Below are 18,730 nucleotides of genomic sequence, written 5' to 3'. Positions count from 1 at the left end.
TTCTAATATTGTATAGGGTTAGCAGGAACAATATGTACTCCTGTTTTACTGTTAATCACTGTTCCTACACTTGTTGGAGTAGGAACTCCATCTTGGACAAAATCTCCAATAACTTTACCAAAATCTACACTTACTTTTGCTTCATTAATCACTCTCGATGATTTAATATTCCCTGAATGAAAGGCATCTAATAATAATTGAGCATCCTCTTTTAAAATACTCTTACCTATTATATAATTGTTATGTCCAATTATATGTTTCCCTTGCTTGCCAATATTGATCAACTTATTTACTCCTGAGGCATTCCCATGTGATACTTGTGCTATAATTGCCATTAACTGTATTGTTCCAACTGCATCCTGAGTTTCTTCATCTTGATAACTCATATAAGTGTCAAAAGTAGCCCAAGCAGCTGAAGCAAATAAATTAGTTCCTCCCATTCCGAAAGTTCCTATTGCAAAAGCAAAGTTTTTTTCAAATTTTTCAGTGGCAAGAGCCGCTTTACTTCCTCTAATTCCTGCTGCAAATCTATCTTCCGAAGCATGGAAAGAATTTAAACTTTGGATTCCCATAAATGAAAGGGAACGATCCATTTGTTTTGCCTTAGAAACACCTGTTATTACAACTTCTTCTATTGGATGTCCTCCTTTAGGACCGTATATTTTTTTAGGATCAGGATCTTCTCCAATCATACCTGTTGGATCATTGAATCTAATAGGATTTCCGTAAACATAAGAATATGGACTATAAGCAAATTGTAATTCACTTAAAGGATCAATTACACCCCATCTCCCTAGATCATTCATATACATTCTAGCTCCAAAGTCAGTCATTCCGATCTCTTGTTGATACTCCTTGCCATTATATTTGTATTGATAGGCAGTGTTTCCTGTCAATACATTTACTCCCTCATGCTTCAACCCAAACGGATAATAATTATTCTCTTCAAGAACTTCTATACTGTTTCCATTATTAAAATAGCTCAGACGGATATTCCCCAAATGATCTGTATAATTGTAAATATACTTATTTTTTACAAAATCAAAATAACCTTCCGAAGTAGGTACAAACTGTAAATTAGGGGAAGGAGGGGGACAATCAATACATCCAAATCCATTGCTTTCAAGTACATATTGAAAACTATCTAAATATTCCGTAGTAGTTAAGGCAAGATTTGTATTTCCCTGCCAATCTCTTTTATAATATGAATATGCTTTTTTAAGCTTTCTTCCATCAGCTCCATAAAGATGAGATATAGCACCACCGAAAGGACTCTTATTATTGTTCTTGATAAGGGTAGAAGGAAGGTTCAGGAAATTATATTGAATGCTTGTAATTCCCTTATCCACATGACTCGTCATATTTCCGTTCAAGTCATAGCCAATAGTATTTCCTCCTCCAACATATCCTAAATAATTCTGGGAAGCATCTGTTACATTTAACAGCCTATTACCTGCATAGCTATACGTTAGATTATCGATTTGCATTGCCATTCCGTTGGTTATATTTTTAGCATTTCGATATAATCGGGTGATATTCCCGTTCAAATCATATTCTATAGATTCCCCGAAATGATCTTCCAGTGGCACGGTACTATTAGGCTCAGAATAATGTCCGAAGTTAAGTCTGTTTAATTTATCATAATTATAAGAATATCTTTTTAGTACATCATCATTTGAAGTCTTCCAATCAACTTCTGCAATATTTCCGTTATACTTTGCCATAGCAAAAGTAGTATTGACTGGATTATGGTATTTAAGTTCATAACCGAACAATTTTCCGTTAAGATTAACAGGATCATTGATCTTGGTCATCCAACCATGTATGTTGTATTTATAATCAATAGTTTGAAGAGGAGTTGAAATATTGATTCCTCCGACTTTTTTAGATTCCAGCTGAGAAAGCTCATTGTATTTATTCTGAGCTAAGATCTCTTCCGTATTGTTGTCTATTTTATGTTTGTGGACAAGTAACCTATTTTGATGATCATATTCAAAGGTTTCTATGATTACTTTTTCAGTATCCGTATTCACTCTTTTATGTCTGGTGATATTTTGTTTCGGAGCTCCTGCAAAATCAAGTTCAGATTTTGTCTCTGTAAATCCTCCCAAATGATTGATAGAATACGTTCCGACAACTCTTCCTCGGGTATCATAATATGAGTAATTCTTTGTCCAATTATCATCTTCGATGTTTTTAACCAGACTCATAACAGAAAGTCCTTTCGTACTTTTACCAGTTGCTGTAGGATTATCTGTTAAAGTGGGTCCGAAAATACTTGTTGGAAATGAAGGATTGAAGCTGTAATTTGGATAGGTATCGTAATAATTCAATGATAACAATGTTATCCATTTTGTTGAATTCGGATAAGTTGAATCTTGATTTCCATAATATACATCCATTCCCTGTCTTTCAAAAAGAGGAGTACTGAGTCTGTTGACATTATTTGATCCTAAACCATCAACCATATTTTGCTCAGTGATTCTTTCTGAGCCAGTACCGATTCCCGTAATAGCAACCCTTCCGAACTGATCATATTTTGTATATATCCACTGTCCTTTTTGTTTCAAAGCAGTGTCCTGTGTGGCTACTAAACGATCCTGTTTATCATAAAGCATATATTCCCAACCCTTACCAGGAACTTTTTTTTCTACCAGTCTCTTTCTGCCATCATAGCGATATTGATAATAAAGGTTTTCCACAGTAGCAGGCTCAACGGTGGGCGCTGAAGCCAATGGTGGGATCACATAAGCCAAGACATCATACTCATTATAAACATAATACGTATCAGCGTTTTCAGTAGGGTTTATTACTTTTCTCACCAATAAAGTTTGTCCCTTACCATTTTTAAATTCAATGGTTCGGTTCCCATCTTCATCAATGATTGTATTTTTATATAGCTGAGCAATTGGAAAATATTGCAATAGCTGAACAGAAGTCAACATCATTTTACCAACTGGATCCCATGTTGTGGTAGTTTCATATTTTCTTACATAATCTCCATTGTTATTGGTATCATACTCAAATTTCACAGGCTTAGAAGCCCAATCAGTTCCTACCTGAATCTGTTGCTGAATTCTGTCTAATGGTGAGTTTTCTAAGATTTTCTCTGCATAGATTTTTTCTAAACCATAAACGGAAGTTGCATTGGCTAAAGGAGTCGGAGCAATTGCTCCATTTAGCGTTTGTGACTGTGGAATAGGTAAAAAATCTTTAGTTTGTCTTCCAAATCCGTCATATTCAATGTGACTGACAACATCTCTTCCCAGTGGTGAAGCTTTTACATTAACAACCTGTTTTGGTCGTCCTAAACCATCAAAATACTGAACTGTATGGATTTGTTTTGCAGTTGAACTGCTTATGGTTACAGAGTCAAGATAAGTTCTGGTTTCAATATAATTTTCTGTAGTAGGTAAATTTTGTGCATGAAGCGTGCTTCCCAAGAGTAACCCCCAAATTAGAATAAGTATCTTTTTCATTGTGTATTAGTTTTTATAGTTGTACTTGAGTTCTTTCAGAATTTTTCCTGTTGCATTATCTTGCCTGATCTCTTTTATTCTGTTGGCTCTATCATAGATATAAACCTCTCTGATTCCTGTTGGTGGAGTGATACTTCTTATACCGATCGATGGATCATAAGTGTACGTTGAGATTTGATAATTTAGAAGATTATTTCTAAATGTATTGAGAACAGATAAAAATGAAGCTTCATCACTATTTGAAATTGCTAAAGCATCAGTATCGGAAGCATTAACAATACTGTCAATAAAAGATTGCTGAATATCAGATAGTTTTGCACCCTCTATTTTTGCAATGGGCTGAGTATTGTTATAACCCCAGATTATTGTTGTAGAAACACCATCTTTTGTGGTGTATTGTTGTAAATTACCTTTCCCATCATAAAGATCATAAGTAGCTTCGGTGGATGGAGTCCCGTTTTGCAAATCATAGGATAATGCCATAGTAGGATATACATTTGCGGGATTATCATACTTAACTTCGGATTTAGAAACTAATTTTCCAGCATCACTTATATTCTGCTTTTCTAGTACAGATATTTCTAAAGGAGTATCTACAATATTCGTATTGATCAATTTTTGATTTCCCTTTTCATGGGCATATTGATAATTGGTTTCTGTAATTTTCCCATCTGTATTTGTACTTTTAATCTTTGAAATATTCATGCCATTGGCAGACTGATAAAAATATTCTGATTTAGAGGATAACAAATTATTGTTTAAAATATCATCAGAAATGGTTTTGCTAGGTGAGAATGATCCTCCAAATAATTTAAAGAAATATTTAGTTCTTAATCTATCTGTAACATAAGTAGCAAAATTATTTGAGATAACTTCCGAAACATCTATAAATTCGGTATTGGAGGATTTTAATTTATTAAAGTTCTGATCATATATTTCCTGTTTATATAATTTTCCTCTTTTATAGTTATTTGAACGGTAAGGAAGGTTGATATTCGTTATATTAGCAGGATAATAATTTACATCCAAATTACTTGTATTATTATCAACTGCTTTATTATCTTGGCTGTCAGGATACATTTTGTAATCTGTAAAATAATATTTTGTATATCCTTTATTGTTTTCAATTTCTGTAACTTCAGAATATAGTACAGGAAACGAATTCATAGAAGTTTCAATAAAATTATCTGAATAAGCATTCAGTTCCTCATAAGTACTAAAAGGAGTTTGTACTCTTACATACGTTAAATTACGATAAAAGTTAGATAGAATTCCACTTGATTTAATGCTTGCTCCATTTGGAGAATAATTGCTAACATATTTATAGTCTTTAGTACCTATTTGAGTTCCGTCATTAGAATAATTAATGATTTTATTAATTCGTCCTCCACTTACAATTCCTTCTGATTGAATTAATATATTTTTAAATTGTGATGAGGAATTCCTGTCTATTTTTTCACTATATTTATGAGGCTCATAAATGAATTCACTTTTTCCTTTGGTAGGGTAGGTTATTGTTTTCATTAGTCCTATTGAAGATAATGTAGGATCTGCTTCTTGTGTATTATCTGTAATTACATAGTCTCCAGTATTTTTATTTAGTGTGAAATTTGGAATCATATTCATCCTGGGCTTATTATTAAAATAACCCCAATAATCAATTAATGCTGTATTCTCATCTGGTAATGTATTTTTATTATAATAATCAAAACTATATTCTTGTAAATAATCTGATGAGATTCGATCTTTTTTATACATCTTAACCTTATCTAAAAAGAAGTAATCTTTGTATCTGTAATAGTCTAAATTTATTTGTTTAACTATTTGATTTCCAGATGTACTGTAAAAGATAATGTTTTTTAACTTTAAAGAAGGAATTGTATATCCTAAATATTGATCAAATCTTTCGAAATCAAAGAAGACTATTGTTTTCCCATTTAATAAAATTGAATCTGGAAAGCTTTTTTTAGTAGCAGAGTATGATGTATTGCTACCATCACTAGATGTAGTGCTACCACCCCAATAAATAGTTCCATCATATAATAAACTTCCACTGCTTGTATTATAATTTCCATTTGTAGCTTTAATTTCTTGTTTAAAGATAGTATTATGGTCAAACATTAGTAAGAAAGGCTCTTGCAAGTTCCTAATATTTCCTGGATTAGATCTGCAAAAGTTTCTGTCAGTTATACTAGGTGTGACTGTACGATACTTAATTTCTAATATATTGGAATTAGGATATTCAATTTTGAATAAATTCCATGAGGTGATAGTAAAAGGATTTTCTGACTCGGCATTTGGTAATAAATTATATGAAATCTCCAAATTTTCATAATTTCCTCCAAAATAATATTTTATACCTTTTTCATCCGTAATTGTAATGGTTGTAGGTTTAGTCAAACATTGAGAACCATTTATTTGTATCGGATCAAGGGGCTGTTTAGATGAAAGTCCTGAAACATCAATTTTCAGGTTTTTATTATCGGAAATAATAATTGGTTTCATATCATTTCCAATGAAGAAGTATCCACTATTTCCCATAAAGTTAAAACTAAACTTATCAGGTTCAATTTCAAAACCAAATGCTCCTGTTTTAATACCTATCCCACCACCTCCATCAGGAAATTGATTGTAATTTTGGTTATATATATCATTACTTGTTTTATTGGATGTTTTAACACCTTCTAAATATCCATATAAACCTTGTTTTTTTGGCCAATCTGAAAAGAAATCATCAGGTAACCCTCTTACTTCTCTAGTAATTGCTCCTCCTATATCTAATGACCAATCTAACCCTACATAGTTAGATTTTTTTGCGGGAATAAATCCTGTTCCATAATATCTCAATCCAATATTATATCCATTTCCATTGTAAATATCTCCATAATTAAAAAGATTGACATCATAGGAGATGCTTCCTGTATTCATACTAACAGGAATATTTCCAAATTTTTCGATATTATAAGTTTGTGGAGATTTTATTATAGGTATATTTTGACCTGAATAAAATGATACTCCAAATAAACACAATATTGATAATGTTATTTTACGATTTTTATTAAGTTGCTTCTTCATAAGTTGTGTTTATTTTTTAATCAATTTAGCGTTAGCTGTTTTATTCGTATCCGTTTTAATCGTAATCAAATAAGCTCCCTGAATCAAATTCTGAGTATTGATTTTGGTTACATTGTTTCTGGTTTTCAAACTTTGAAGTTGTCTTCCACTCATATCATACAAAGAAATATCAGCTTCTTTGAAATCAAAACCTATTTCCACATACGCATAATCTGAAACAGGGTTCGGATAAATCTTGATATCTTGTTTTACAATCAACTGATCAATTTGTTTGTCTCCAAGCTTAATGATCTTCCAGTTTTCTTTTCCAAGTTCTTCGGCACTGGTGCCTGCTAAAATGATTGAACCATCTCTGTTAAGTTTGATATCAGATAATCTTTCTTCTTTCTTGCTGGATTCTCCTTTGACATGTTTTCTCCACTGTTCATTCCCATTTTGATCCAAATACAGCATCCAAAATGTTTCATCATCAGTTTGTATTCTACCTTCAGCCTGCGTATATCCACCTAACAAAATACCTTTTGATGTTTTATCATCTGAACTATGTAAAACACTCATTCCCATCAAAACATCTCTGTTTTTGAAATTGTAAGATTTCTGCCAGATTTCATCTCCTCTGTCATTGAATGAAATCAACCACAGATCCGTACCCTCTTCAATTCCAACTGTTTTATTTCCTGATCGTTCTGATCTTGACTCACCACCGATTAAGAATCCTTCTGATGTCAATACTAATGTTCTCAAATGATCATCACCTTTTCCTCCGAAGTTCTTTTCCCATTCAACTTTGCCTTCTTTATTAAGTTTTATAATCCAATAATCTCCTTCGCCAAAGTTTTCAGTTTTCTTTGAACCACCCATACCACTTCTGGAGTATATCCCAAGCAAAGCACCTCCGTCTTTAGTCGGAATCATTTTCTCAACTTCATCTAATCCTTTTCCACCTAAAATAGATTGTGATAGCTCTTTTCCGTTTTTATCTAGTTTGATAATCAAAACATCTTTAGATCCATAACCTTTAGCTGAGTTTTGTACATTTCCAGCAACAAAGAATCCCAGATCTGTCGTTTGAATTACCGATCTTGCTTCTTCATCTGAACTGCTACCTAAAGTTTTTTGCCAAAGCTCGTCTCCAAATTCATTTAAACGGATCAACCAGAAATCTGAACCTCCCTTGGAATCGTCTTTTTTGTCCAGACTTTTGCATGAATAAGAGGTTGATGCTACTAAAAATCCACCATCTTGGGTTGATACAGTTGCTGAAAGGAAATCATGATTACTTCCGACAAAGAACTTTTCCCAAACTTCTTCGCCTTGTTGATTAAGTTTAACCAAATGCAGATCATAGCCGTTGTTTTGTTTGTTATCCGTAGAAAGTTTCTTAGATTGAATGGAGCTTCCAGTAATTAAATACTGTCCATCGATTGTTGTAATCACCTGACTTAGAAAATCCTGTGTATTGGATTTAATATCCTTTTGCCAAATCACTTCCTGCGCTGATAAAGTCAGGATTGTGCACATAGTAAATGCACTCAAGTAGAGTTTTCTCATCTATTTTTATGTGTTTAAAAGTTAATGTTAGTTTTTATTATTATGATTCCGCAAATTTAACATTTATTAATAGTTTCTGAAATCCCATTAATGAGATTTAACATGAACTTTATCACGTATTAGTATTTTATCTATTGCAAAGATATTTCTACCAAGCGACAAATCATGTCGTGTTATAATTGATTTTTTTTTTTTTAAATTCGCGTGGCTATCCTTAATTTTCCCTTTTGGAATGATTAGATAGGTTTGAAAGTGATTAGAGTAGGATAATATTTGATATAAATTTTAGTATATATAGGTACTATGTAGCAGATTCTTTGTTAACCCTTGTGTTAATAAGTGTTTGCAGTAAAAAAAACACAAGCCTCAACCCGTCGTAGGTCAAGGCTTAAGTTTCTGCATTATAATTTTACCAAATCAACCTAAGATCCATTTTTGTTATCTCTCCATTGTACTGTAAGTCATAATCCAGTTAAGAATGTACTCTTCATACTAATCTTAATTATTTTTAAGTTGATAATTGATACAGTCATACAAAAACTTTACTAAAGAATCTGCTTGTTCATCGGAACTATAATTGATACTTGGCATTTGTTTCATACATTTTTCATCAAAAGAATTGAACAAATTTTGTTTTCTTTCGTCGGATATTTGCAAGTTTCTTAAATAGTCTGCAATCTTATTTACAGTATTTTGAACTTTTGCGACATTATTGTTATATCTGTTTTGCTTTGTTGTCATTGCATTTCCCAAGCCTGAAATATCTAATTGCTGAGGGTCTCTATATTGAGAATAACCATAGGTAGAAACACACACACAAAAACCATTGTTAATAAAATCTTTTTCATAATAATTACTTTCCAAATGGGTTATTTCCTTCTCTCATAAAAACTGTACCCATCTTTTGGTATTTGATTGGCTGACCTTTTACACAGGCTGTATAAATTCCACTTCCGAATCCGTTTTGAGCTCGGATAATGATTACTTCTTTTTCCTCAACTCCGTTTTCAATTGCTACGAACTTTTTTAATCGGTTGTTCTTGATTGGTTCTTTGAAGTCTTTAGATAAATCGCACTCTTTTGCCGTTTCTTTTGGTTTTTCTTCCTGCGCAAAAAATAATACTGGTGTCGTTGCTAATAATAGCGTAAAAAATAATTTTTTCATATTGATAAATTTTTAAAAATTTTTGTTTAAAATAAGTGCTTTACAGCTGTTGTATCAGATTCTTGGAATGCTTTATTGTATTTATTGGTTGAGTCGGTTTTTGCCGTGCTCTTGTGCGTCATACAGTCTTCTATTACCTCTTTTTGGGTCTTATTACAGCTCAGTATTGAGATTGGTAGAATCAGAATCAAAATCTTTAGACGGTATCTTTTGAAAAACAGTACGATTAGCGTGTATATTAACCAAAACAGTAAAAGATATTTGTAATCATTGAATACAGATTTTGCATACAACACACCTTTGTTAGAATATTTTTTGAAATCCGAATCATACAGTAGTTCACTGCACATCATGCCGTTTGTGGGTAAATCTATCTTTGTTCCGAAAGGCGTTGTTTGGTATAATGCACCTAAGGGAGTTGTTCGGGTATCGTATTCACCGCTTATAATAAGTTTTCCCTCATTATCAACACTTGGCGTGTTTAAATTTGGAATATATGAGAATGTGCTGTAATGCTCGACTGCAAAAACTGATAAAAAAGCCAATACAAAACCTGTCAACACTGATTTTGGGATGTTTTTGTCAACTTGAATTATTTTCTTTTCCATCAATATTATTGGTTTTTAAGTTGTGCAATCATTTCTAGGAATATCTCAAAGTAATCTGAATTTTTCATGAATGTTTCCCGAGATATGCTGTAGATGTTTTTACGATACATTTCGTAATGTGCTTCTGTGCCGTATCTATGGTCTGCATAAGCTGAATTGATACAAACCTGTCTCAGGCTGTTTTCGTCATAAACTTTTGATATGACTAGCGGTAAGACTTCCGTACCGTCTTTGAGCGTGATTTTATCAAGCCCATAGCTTTTGAGTTCCTGATACTTATTCAGGTAATCTGTTTTAGAAAGATTGTTGCAATCAAATTTTTCTTGAGAAAATGCGCTCACTGCCACGAGCAACATAGTAGAAATAAAGACCTTTTTCATAAGTGACTTTGTATCACTCGAGCCTAAAGTGCGGTTTTGTTTTGGTTGTATAATAGAAAAAGGACGCAGGCTCGTAACTCTTATTTACTGGCAGAGGCTCTGGTAAGCCTTGTAGTGTAAATAAGCGAAACCCACGTCCCGTAAAATATGGACGTGAGCGTTCAACTTATCACCCTGCACTACTTTTGAATTTACCAGATTCCTGCCAGCAGAATAATTATTAACGCTTTTTCGTTATCGAAAATGTATTGACTACAAAAATATAAATTTTTCCTGATACTGGATTTAAAAATTTATTATTGTTGAATGATGATGAAATAAGCTTGTTTTTATCCCGATCTTTTTAAAACATGATATTGATTAGGATACAGTGCTTCAATACACGTGTTTTAAGGTGTTAAATTTTGACTTTCTTTCTATTTTGGCATAAAGGCGATATATATGATGTAATTAGGGGTTAAATCATGTTATTTAAACTATAAAACATAAGTAGATGTATTGGTTTAAGCTTACCACGTTGATGCAAGTGTTTTTAAGTCGTCAAATTTCGACTTTCTTAGTGTTTTAGTATTTTAGGTGTTATTTTGAATACAAAATGGCTAAATCAAGCTTATTTGAAGCTTTCGAGCTTAAAGATCTTACTGTAATAAATTTATCACCTCTGAAACTTGCTATCTACTTGATACAGGGCTTTCACAGAGATTCTGCTAACATATAATGATATAGTATGCATCTAGCTGGTACATAGCACCTCCCTACCCGTGTAGTTGGCGGATAGACTAGATGTGCGATAGAGCGTAATTCGGGTGGCTGACTAGATGTGAGCTGAGTGCACAATCTCTATAAAGTAGCGGCGGGTGAAAAAAGAACTGCATAAGTGGTGGGTGCAGCAGTAGAACTTAGTTTTTTCCGTGACACTATCATTAAAGATAATACTTTAATAGGTATACACTGTGACGGAAAAAAAACTTTTAATCTCTGACTTCGAGCATGTAAAATCAATATCTTCGGGTTTTATGTAGTAGTAGATCTCTATGATTTTGGACGGGAATAAAAAATCATTGATTTGAAAAGATGTGATTTTGCCAATATATTATCTCTCTATTAACCCCAAATACTCTACTGATCTTTGTAAACCACTATGAATATATGTGTTAGCGAAGTTTCTGCAACATAGTATCAATACACTACTAAATATTTATTTCTCTAATAATTTACTTCTATCTATTCTAAAACTAATATTTCATATTTTTTTTCATGAATTATAAATGAGATTTTATTATTTTCAATAAAAATAGTTTAAATTTCGTATATTTATAAAAATGTCTATTAATACTTTATGAAATAAGTTGTAAACATTAGTAATTTTTAAATAAAATAAAATGAATAATGTTTATGTAAGCGAAAGCAATGGACATAGCATTGGTGAAACTCCGATGAAATCAATCAGTATAGCATACTTAATTTTAGTACACCGCTTACCGAATCAATTCAAAAAACTTTTTAAAGCTATCTATGATTCTACAAATTTCTACCTTATACATATTGACAAAAAGGCAAATCAAGAAATTGGTAAGGATGTAAAAAGCTTTTTAAAACAATATCCAAACGTACATATCCTTAATAGTGAAAATGTTATTTGGGGTGGATATAGTATGGTTCAGGCTGAACTGGATGGGATGAAATACCTTTTGGACATGAATGCACAATGGGATTATTTTATAAATCTAAGCGGACAAGATTATCCATTAAAATCACAAAAAATCATCAAAGAGTTTTTATCGAAAAATAATGGTAAAAGTTATATCAAAATTGACAATCAGGAAAAAATAAGACCTGAAACCATGAATAGAATTGAGAATTATTTTGAAGAATTGGAAGACAGTATTTCTGATAAAACTCATAAAAGAGATTTCATGAAAGATGTAACACCTTATATCGGTGGACAATGGATGATTTTAACAAGGGATTGCTGTGAATTTGTAAATAGTAATGTTGAGGTCAAAAAATTTGAAGATTATTATTTAAACACATTAATTGCTGATGAATCTTTCTTTCAAACTGTTTTAATGAATACTTCATTTAAGGGTACTTTAGTAAATGATGACAAAAGAGCAATTATTTGGATTCCTGACGGAGACATCAAATTACGTCCCAAGACTTTCACTAAAATCGATTTAGATTTTCTCCAAACGGGAAATCATCTTTTTGCTCGAAAGTTCGATGATAATATTGATAATAAAATAATTGATTATATTAAGATTAAATACGATGAGCCTTTTAAAGCATCAGTAAAAATAACTAATGTGAAAAATATTAACAGAAATTTTAATCATTTAAACTAAAATATTATTAAAATTGTAATATTAACCTTTATCAAACTTGATAGAGGTTTTTTTGGCTGTTAAAATAGGGAAATCTCTCGGCAAAATATCAGTGATGAGTTTTTCTTTTTCCTTTTTTAAGTGTATACTATTGGGAATTTATATTTTTACTCTTGAAAATATTTAGTGTTTTTACATTTGACTATTTTTGTTAATATATTACCCCAAAATATTTAGTTACTCTTCCAAATAATGGTACACTGAATGGGTGTTGTGAGTACTTTTATTTTTTTTGCTGTGGGGTTACTGTCAGGTAATATTATATATATTGACCCAATTACCCACCGTATCAAATTTTCACTGTAAAAACTTCCCCCTGTACCCAATCTCAAAATTTTTAAATAGGTATCGTTTCAAAGGGTACTATTAAAATTTTGGCGTACCTATTACGTAAATCTTTGCTATACCCCCTATGCTCGGGTTTCGTTTTTCTCAGACTGTTTTTTACTTTCTTGCGCTTCGAGTGGTTAAAAAGTTTTTAACAATGGTTGATATTTTGGTTAAAAAGTGCTTGCAAAGCTGGTGGTTATCAGGTTTTTGTTGTATATTTATACTGCTTTTATGAGCGACTTACTACCTTGTTTCTATGTGTACAAGGTTCCAGAAAAAACAAAAATGCCTAGAAGTATTGGTGTACTGCTAGGCGAATCAATAAATTTTAACGTATCTAAAACTTATCAACATGGCAAATTTACAAAATTGTCTCGACAATTGTTCCGTTTATTGTGGGACTTATCACAAGTACAATAATTTAAGCCTTTATGGCAAATGGCTGAATCTTTCAGACTATTCAAGCTATGAAGAGCTACAGGAAGTAATGCGAGAGCTCCACAAAGATGAACCTGACGCAGAGTTCATGTTCCCAGATTACGAAAACTGCGAACTGTTTGAAAAACTCGGATTGATTGGAGAGAGTTTTTTATCTCCTGAAATTTATGAGATTGCGGAGCAAATAAATGAGTCGGAATATGACTTAGAGGTTTACGAAGCGTGTTTGGATTGTTTGGGAAAAATGGAGTTTCAAAGCATTTATGAATATGTAAACAATTTTTATTACGGCGAGTTTTCAAGCGATGAAGATTTCGTACAGGAATTATATGAAAATGATATACCGTTCAATTTACCTAACTTTGTGGTAATTGATTGGGAAGCTACCGCAAGAAACATTATGTATGATTATTTTGAGTCTAACGGTCATTATTTCGGATCTTAGCATTCACTTAGATTCAGATAGGTTCAAAATGATTAAAATATTTAGAGTCGGGAACTAATTCGGGAGTAAAAATTACCAATCAACTATTAATCAGTAATTTAAAAACCTTAAAACTAGCCCCGATTGAAACGACATCCTTTTTTGTTGCGGGCGAAGCGAAGCGGAGCCCGTAACAAAAAAGATACAGTGGAAAGCTGGAAATAGCTTCAAATAAAAGATTGGAAACTTGATAAATAATTGTTGATAAAGTTTCTAATAATGATAAAACCTTAACACCTAATGCCATCAACAAATTCACCTTTAAGCCACAAAAAAAGCCTTTCAAATTGAAAGGCTTTTTCTTATTTATTGTAGTAATACTTATTTTGAAGCAAGTACTTCTTTTGTAGAAGTAGTTTTTCCGTGTACTTCATCTTCTTTTCCTGATTTCAGGAAGTCATACGCAATTGCTGATGCAATGAATATGGATGAATACGTACCGAATCCAATACCGATCAACATCGCAAACATAAATCCTCTTAAGTTATCTCCTCCGAAGATGAAGATCGCTAAAATTACAAGGATCGTTGTAAATGAAGTGTTGAATGTTCTACCTAATGTACTAGAAATAGAGTCATCAAATAATCCAGCTAATGTTAAAGCTTTCTTCTCTCTTAAATACTCTCTAATTCTATCGAAGATAATCACGGTATCGTTAATTGAATAACCCAATACTGTAAGAATCGCCGCAACGAAATCCTGATTGATCTCCATGTTGAAAGGCATATACTTGTGAAGCAATGAATACGCTCCTAAGATAATAACCGCATCATGGAACAATGCTGCAACAGCACCCAATGAGAATTGCCATTTTCTAAATCTTAATAAGATGTATAAGAAAATACCTCCCAATGCAGCTACTACTGCAAGAATACCATGCGTTTTAATATCATCTGCAACCGTAGGTCCTACTTTTTCAGAAGAAACAATTCCTGCATGTTCTTTATCTGCAGATTTGAAATCATGTAATGTTACATTAGCCGGTAAGCTTGATTTTAAACCTTCATATAATTTTTGTTCAACAGTCTGGTCAGCTTTTAAAGATTCATCTTCGATAAGGTAATCTGTAGAGATCTTTAATTGCTTGTCGTTTCCAAAAGTTTTAGCTTCAACAGAAGAGTTTTTCCCATCTTCAGTTTTGAAAACTTTGATTAAGTTATGCTCAATATCTTCAGCATTTACTGCTTTATCAAATCTTACAACATAGTTTCTACCACCTGTAAAGTCGATTCCGTATTTAAATCCGTGAATTGCGATTGAAGCAATACAAACAACTGTTAATACAGCAGAAACGATATATGCATATTTTCTTTTTCCGATAAAATCGATCCAAGTATTTCTGAATAGGTTTTTCGTTGGAGCCGTCCAAACAGAAAGGTGTTTTCCTTTATTCAATCTAGAGAAGATCATTACTCTTGAAAGTAATACTGAAGTAAAGAATGTCATTAAGATACCAATTCCTAACGTTAAAGCAAATCCTTTAATAGGACCTGTTCCGAATAAGAATAGTACACCCGCCGTTAATAACGTTGTTAAGTGACCATCAACAATTGCACTTAATGCATGTTTGAAACCATCTTTATAAGCTTCTAAAATGCTCTTACCTGCAAATAATTCTTCCTTCGTTCTTTCGTAGATAATTACGTTCGTATCCACGGCCATGGCCATCGTAAGAACAATACCCGCGATCCCAGGAAGTGTTAATGTAAAGTCTCCAGAATCCATGATTCCGAAAATATAGAATAAGTTAATAATCATTGCAATTACAGCGTATACTCCTGCACCACCGTAATAGAAAATGATATAAACGATAATAATTAAGAATGCAATAGCAAATGAAATAACACCCGCGTCAATAGACTCTTGTCCTAATGAAGGTCCTACAACAGTAGCCTGAACCACTTTTGCACCTGCAGGTAATTTACCTGCTCCTAAAACGTCAACCAATTCTTTAGCTTCTTCCTGAGAGAAGTTACCAGAGATTTGAGTTCTACCGTTAGGAATTGCGTTAACAACGTTTGGCGCCGTATATACTCTACCATCTAAGGTTACAGCAACTGGTTTACCTACGTTTTTCTCTGTTAGTGTTTTCCATTCTTTAGCACCTTTAGAATCCATCTGCATGTCTACTATTACTCTACTTAGCTCATCATAGCTAATGTTAGCAGTTTCAACAGCACCATCTACAGGAGCTTTTTGGTTAATGTTACCTCTGATTGCGTACAATACTAAACTTTCAGTATCTGTAGATTCAGGTTTGTAACCCCACATGAACTGAGTATATTTAATGTTTGAAGGACGTAAAGACTGACCTACTTTGCTGTTTAAAATCTTATTTACAACAGCTGTATCTGAAAGTTTTACGCTTGCAACACCATTAGTTCTTAGTTTGTCTAGGTGTAAAAGATTCATGAAGTTTACATTCTTCGCAACTCCCATAGAATCACCTTTTACAGCCACCATTGTAGTCAATGTTTGGAAGTAAGGCGCAATTTCAGGAACTTGTTGTACTTCCCAGAACTGAAGTTTTGCAGAAGTCTGAAGCATTTTCTTCACCTTATCGATATCTTTCATACCTGGCATTTCAACAGAAATTCTTGCTGTACCCGGTACTCTCTGAACGTTTGGCTGCACCGCACCCATTTTATCGATTCTGGTTCTGATTACCTCAAAAGCTGTTCCTACAGAAAGATCAATTCTTCTCTTAATGATGCTTTTTACCTGCTCATCAGAAGTATTGTATTTAATCTCAGATAAATTTGTATTTCCGAAAAGTTCCGGATCTGCAAGTTTAAGATTTGTTCCTTTTGCTTTGTTTACAGCATCAAACTGATCAAAGAAATTGTCGATGTAAGATTTTGTAGAATTCTTTTGCGCTTCATCAGTCTTGTTTAAAGCCTCGATAAGAACAGGGTTTGTAGAATAATTTGTAAGATCATTCACCAAATCTCTTTGGTTGATCTCCAAAAGAACGTTAATCCCTCCTTTCAAGTCAAGACCAAGTTTCATTTCCTTGTCTTTGGCTTTAGAATAATAAAGTTTTGTGAATCCTAAGTTCAAAGTATCTTTAGAAAGCCTTGTAATCTCTTTCTGATACTTTTCCGGATTGTCTCCTGCAACAGCAGTCGCCTGCCTTTCAATTTTGCTGGCGTACCAAGTTGGTAATAGCTCATTTAAGCAAATTAACCCTAGTACAATAGCAACAATTGTAATAAGTCCTTTTCCTTGCATTTTGTTATAACTACGTTAAATTAAGTCGGCAAATATAATGATTTTCTTGATATTTTATGAATTTTTAAGAACAGAAATCGTTTATTTTCAGATATATCGGTTGCCTTACTTCTATTTAAGATTTATCAATTTTTTTATTGTATTTTAATGATATTTTAAATTTTTGTTGGTACGGTATTTTCACTCATTCAATTTAACACACTAAATATCAAAATATTATGAAAAAACTACTTTTTATGGCAGGTATTTTTCCTTCCTTAATCCTTAATTCTCAAAGCATTATTTTGGAAGAATTTGCCACCGGACTTACGGCTCCGGTCGAAATCACAAACGCTAACGACAGTCGGCTTTTTGTTGTACAACAGAATGGAATTATTAAAATTATTCAACCTAATGGGACTATTAATGCGACGAATTTTTTAAATATTGGTTCTAAAATTCTTTATGGTGGAGAAAGAGGACTTTTAGGATTGGCGTTTCACCCACAATACTCTACCAACGGGTATTTTTTTGTGTATTATAATAACAATTCCAATGGAAATATTATCGTAGCAAGATATACCGTGAGTACCTCAGATTCTAATGTTGCAGACCCTAATTCTGAAAAGATTGTATTGAATATTCCAAAACCATTCGATAATCACAATGGTGGAAGCATTCATTTTGCACCTGATGGAAACTTATGGATTATTACCGGAGACGGCGGAAGTGGCGGAGACCCAGGCAACAATGCTCAAAACAAAAATTCTTTGTTAGGAAAAATGTTGAGAATTGATGTTAACTCAACAGGACCTTATAATATTCCGACAGGAAATCCTTTTATAGGCTCAGCGGTTGATGGTGCTGATGAAATCTGGGCATACGGACTTAGAAATGGTTGGAAATGGTCTTTTGACCTCACCACAGGAAATGCTATGATTGCAGATGTTGGACAAGGTCAAATTGAAGAAATCAACAAAGTGCCACTTAACCAAGCAGGAATCAATTACGGATGGCGTTGCTATGAAGGAAATACAGCTTACAATACAGCAGGATGTGCGAATGCTTCTACAATGACTTTTCCTGTGGCGGTATATGATCATTCAGGCGGAAGATGCTCCATAACCGGAGGCTACGTTTACCGAGGCAGCCTTTATCCTGCTTTACAAGGAAAATATTTTTTCACAGATTATTGTACTCCACAAATAGGAATGTTAGATTCCGGAAACGCTATAACTTGGACAACACCATTTGCAGGTAATAATTTTTCAACTTTTGGAGAAGACAGCCAAAAAGAACTTTACGTAGCCGCTGTTAATAATGGAAAAATTTATAAAATTAAAACAAATGCAACCTTATCTACGCAAGAAAACAATAACCTTAAGCAAATTAAAATTTATCCGAATCCTGCTTCTAAAAAGGTTTTCATTGATGGATTGAAAGATAAAAATGTTTCCGCCGAAATTATAAGCTCTGAAGGAAGAAAGGTATTGGAAAATGCAAATATCAAAAGTGATAACAGCATTGATATTACAGGAATTCCTGCAGGAGTTTATTATATTAATTTGAAATCAGGAGAATTGAAATCTTACAGCCAGAAATTGATTATTAAATAAAAAAGCAAAA

Annotated in this window: 11 protein-coding genes; 3 read left to right on the top strand and 8 right to left on the bottom strand. The window is 32.9% G+C overall.

Annotation, left to right across the window (positions count from 1 at the left end):
• Window positions 1-2: 2 nt before the first annotated feature.
• From BUB80_RS02085 to BUB80_RS02055, 7 genes are all read right to left on the bottom strand, one after another.
• Complete coding sequence (locus BUB80_RS02085; protein WP_073290457.1) at window positions 3-3,479, bottom strand: DUF6443 domain-containing protein; 3,477 nt, start codon at window positions 3,477-3,479, stop codon at window positions 3-5.
• 6 nt (window positions 3,480-3,485) lie between these two features.
• The gene (locus tag BUB80_RS02080; RefSeq protein WP_139262487.1) at window positions 3,486-6,554 is read right to left on the bottom strand and encodes a hypothetical protein; all 3,069 of its coding nucleotides are present in this window, start codon (window positions 6,552-6,554) and stop codon (window positions 3,486-3,488) included.
• Between the two features lie 9 nt (window positions 6,555-6,563).
• A complete protein-coding gene (locus tag BUB80_RS02075) occupies window positions 6,564-8,105 on the bottom strand; it encodes a T9SS type A sorting domain-containing protein (RefSeq protein WP_073290454.1) in 1,542 nt (513 codons plus the stop codon).
• 498 nt (window positions 8,106-8,603) lie between these two features.
• Complete coding sequence (locus tag BUB80_RS02070) at window positions 8,604-8,969, bottom strand: hypothetical protein (RefSeq protein WP_073290452.1); 366 nt, start codon at window positions 8,967-8,969, stop codon at window positions 8,604-8,606.
• Complete coding sequence (locus BUB80_RS02065; RefSeq protein ID WP_073290450.1) at window positions 8,959-9,270, bottom strand: hypothetical protein; 312 nt, start codon at window positions 9,268-9,270, stop codon at window positions 8,959-8,961. The genes BUB80_RS02070 and BUB80_RS02065 overlap by 11 nt, the downstream gene beginning before the upstream one ends.
• A gap of 26 nt (window positions 9,271-9,296) precedes the next feature.
• Window positions 9,297-9,878 carry a hypothetical protein gene (locus BUB80_RS02060; protein ID WP_073290449.1) on the bottom strand — a complete coding sequence of 194 codons (582 nt, stop codon included), beginning with the start codon at window positions 9,876-9,878 and terminating at the stop codon, window positions 9,297-9,299.
• 5 nt (window positions 9,879-9,883) lie between these two features.
• Complete coding sequence (locus BUB80_RS02055) at window positions 9,884-10,258, bottom strand: hypothetical protein (protein WP_073290447.1); 375 nt, start codon at window positions 10,256-10,258, stop codon at window positions 9,884-9,886.
• Between the two features lie 1,382 nt (window positions 10,259-11,640).
• Here BUB80_RS02055 and BUB80_RS02050 point away from each other — a divergent pair.
• Window positions 11,641-12,603, top strand: coding sequence for a beta-1,6-N-acetylglucosaminyltransferase (locus tag BUB80_RS02050; RefSeq protein ID WP_228433634.1), 963 nt, complete (start codon window positions 11,641-11,643; stop codon window positions 12,601-12,603).
• Window positions 12,604-13,324: 721 nt separating this feature from the next.
• Entirely contained in the window at window positions 13,325-13,855 is a 531-nt protein-coding gene (locus tag BUB80_RS02045) for an antirestriction protein ArdA (protein ID WP_073290445.1), read from the top strand.
• A 360-nt stretch (window positions 13,856-14,215) separates the two neighbouring features.
• Here BUB80_RS02045 and secD read toward each other — a convergent pair whose 3' ends face one another.
• Window positions 14,216-17,125 (bottom strand): protein translocase subunit SecD, encoded by a 2,910-nt coding sequence (secD, locus tag BUB80_RS02035; RefSeq protein WP_073290441.1) that lies wholly within the window; start codon window positions 17,123-17,125, stop codon window positions 14,216-14,218.
• 218 nt (window positions 17,126-17,343) lie between these two features.
• On the opposite strand from secD, the gene BUB80_RS02030 reads away from it, so the two are divergent.
• Window positions 17,344-18,720: a PQQ-dependent sugar dehydrogenase gene (locus BUB80_RS02030; protein ID WP_073290439.1), complete on the top strand. Its 1,377-nt coding sequence runs from the start codon at window positions 17,344-17,346 to the stop codon at window positions 18,718-18,720.
• Window positions 18,721-18,730 lie beyond the last annotated feature (10 nt).

It is taken from the genome of Chryseobacterium polytrichastri, assembly GCF_900142445.1.
GTDB classification, from domain to species: domain Bacteria; phylum Bacteroidota; class Bacteroidia; order Flavobacteriales; family Weeksellaceae; genus Chryseobacterium; species Chryseobacterium polytrichastri.
This window is presented reverse-complemented; position numbering and strand designations above follow the sequence as displayed.

Bases quoted from the DNA above. Each gene is read 5' to 3' on its own strand.
- BUB80_RS02075 (WP_073290454.1), bottom strand. From the start codon at position 8,105: ATGAGAAAACTCTACTTGAGTGCATTTACTATGTGCACAATCCTGACT.
- BUB80_RS02050 (WP_228433634.1), top strand. From the start codon at position 11,641: ATGAATAATGTTTATGTAAGCGAAAGCAATGGACATAGCATTGGTGAA.
- BUB80_RS02085 (WP_073290457.1), bottom strand. From the start codon at position 3,479: ATGAAAAAGATACTTATTCTAATTTGGGGGTTACTCTTGGGAAGCACG.
- BUB80_RS02080 (WP_139262487.1), bottom strand. From the start codon at position 6,554: ATGAAGAAGCAACTTAATAAAAATCGTAAAATAACATTATCAATATTG.
- BUB80_RS02045 (WP_073290445.1), top strand. From the start codon at position 13,325: ATGGCAAATTTACAAAATTGTCTCGACAATTGTTCCGTTTATTGTGGG.
- secD (WP_073290441.1), bottom strand. From the start codon at position 17,125: ATGCAAGGAAAAGGACTTATTACAATTGTTGCTATTGTACTAGGGTTA.
- BUB80_RS02060 (WP_073290449.1), bottom strand. From the start codon at position 9,878: ATGGAAAAGAAAATAATTCAAGTTGACAAAAACATCCCAAAATCAGTG.
- BUB80_RS02055 (WP_073290447.1), bottom strand. From the start codon at position 10,258: ATGAAAAAGGTCTTTATTTCTACTATGTTGCTCGTGGCAGTGAGCGCA.
- BUB80_RS02030 (WP_073290439.1), top strand. From the start codon at position 17,344: ATGAAAAAACTACTTTTTATGGCAGGTATTTTTCCTTCCTTAATCCTT.
- BUB80_RS02065 (WP_073290450.1), bottom strand. From the start codon at position 9,270: ATGAAAAAATTATTTTTTACGCTATTATTAGCAACGACACCAGTATTA.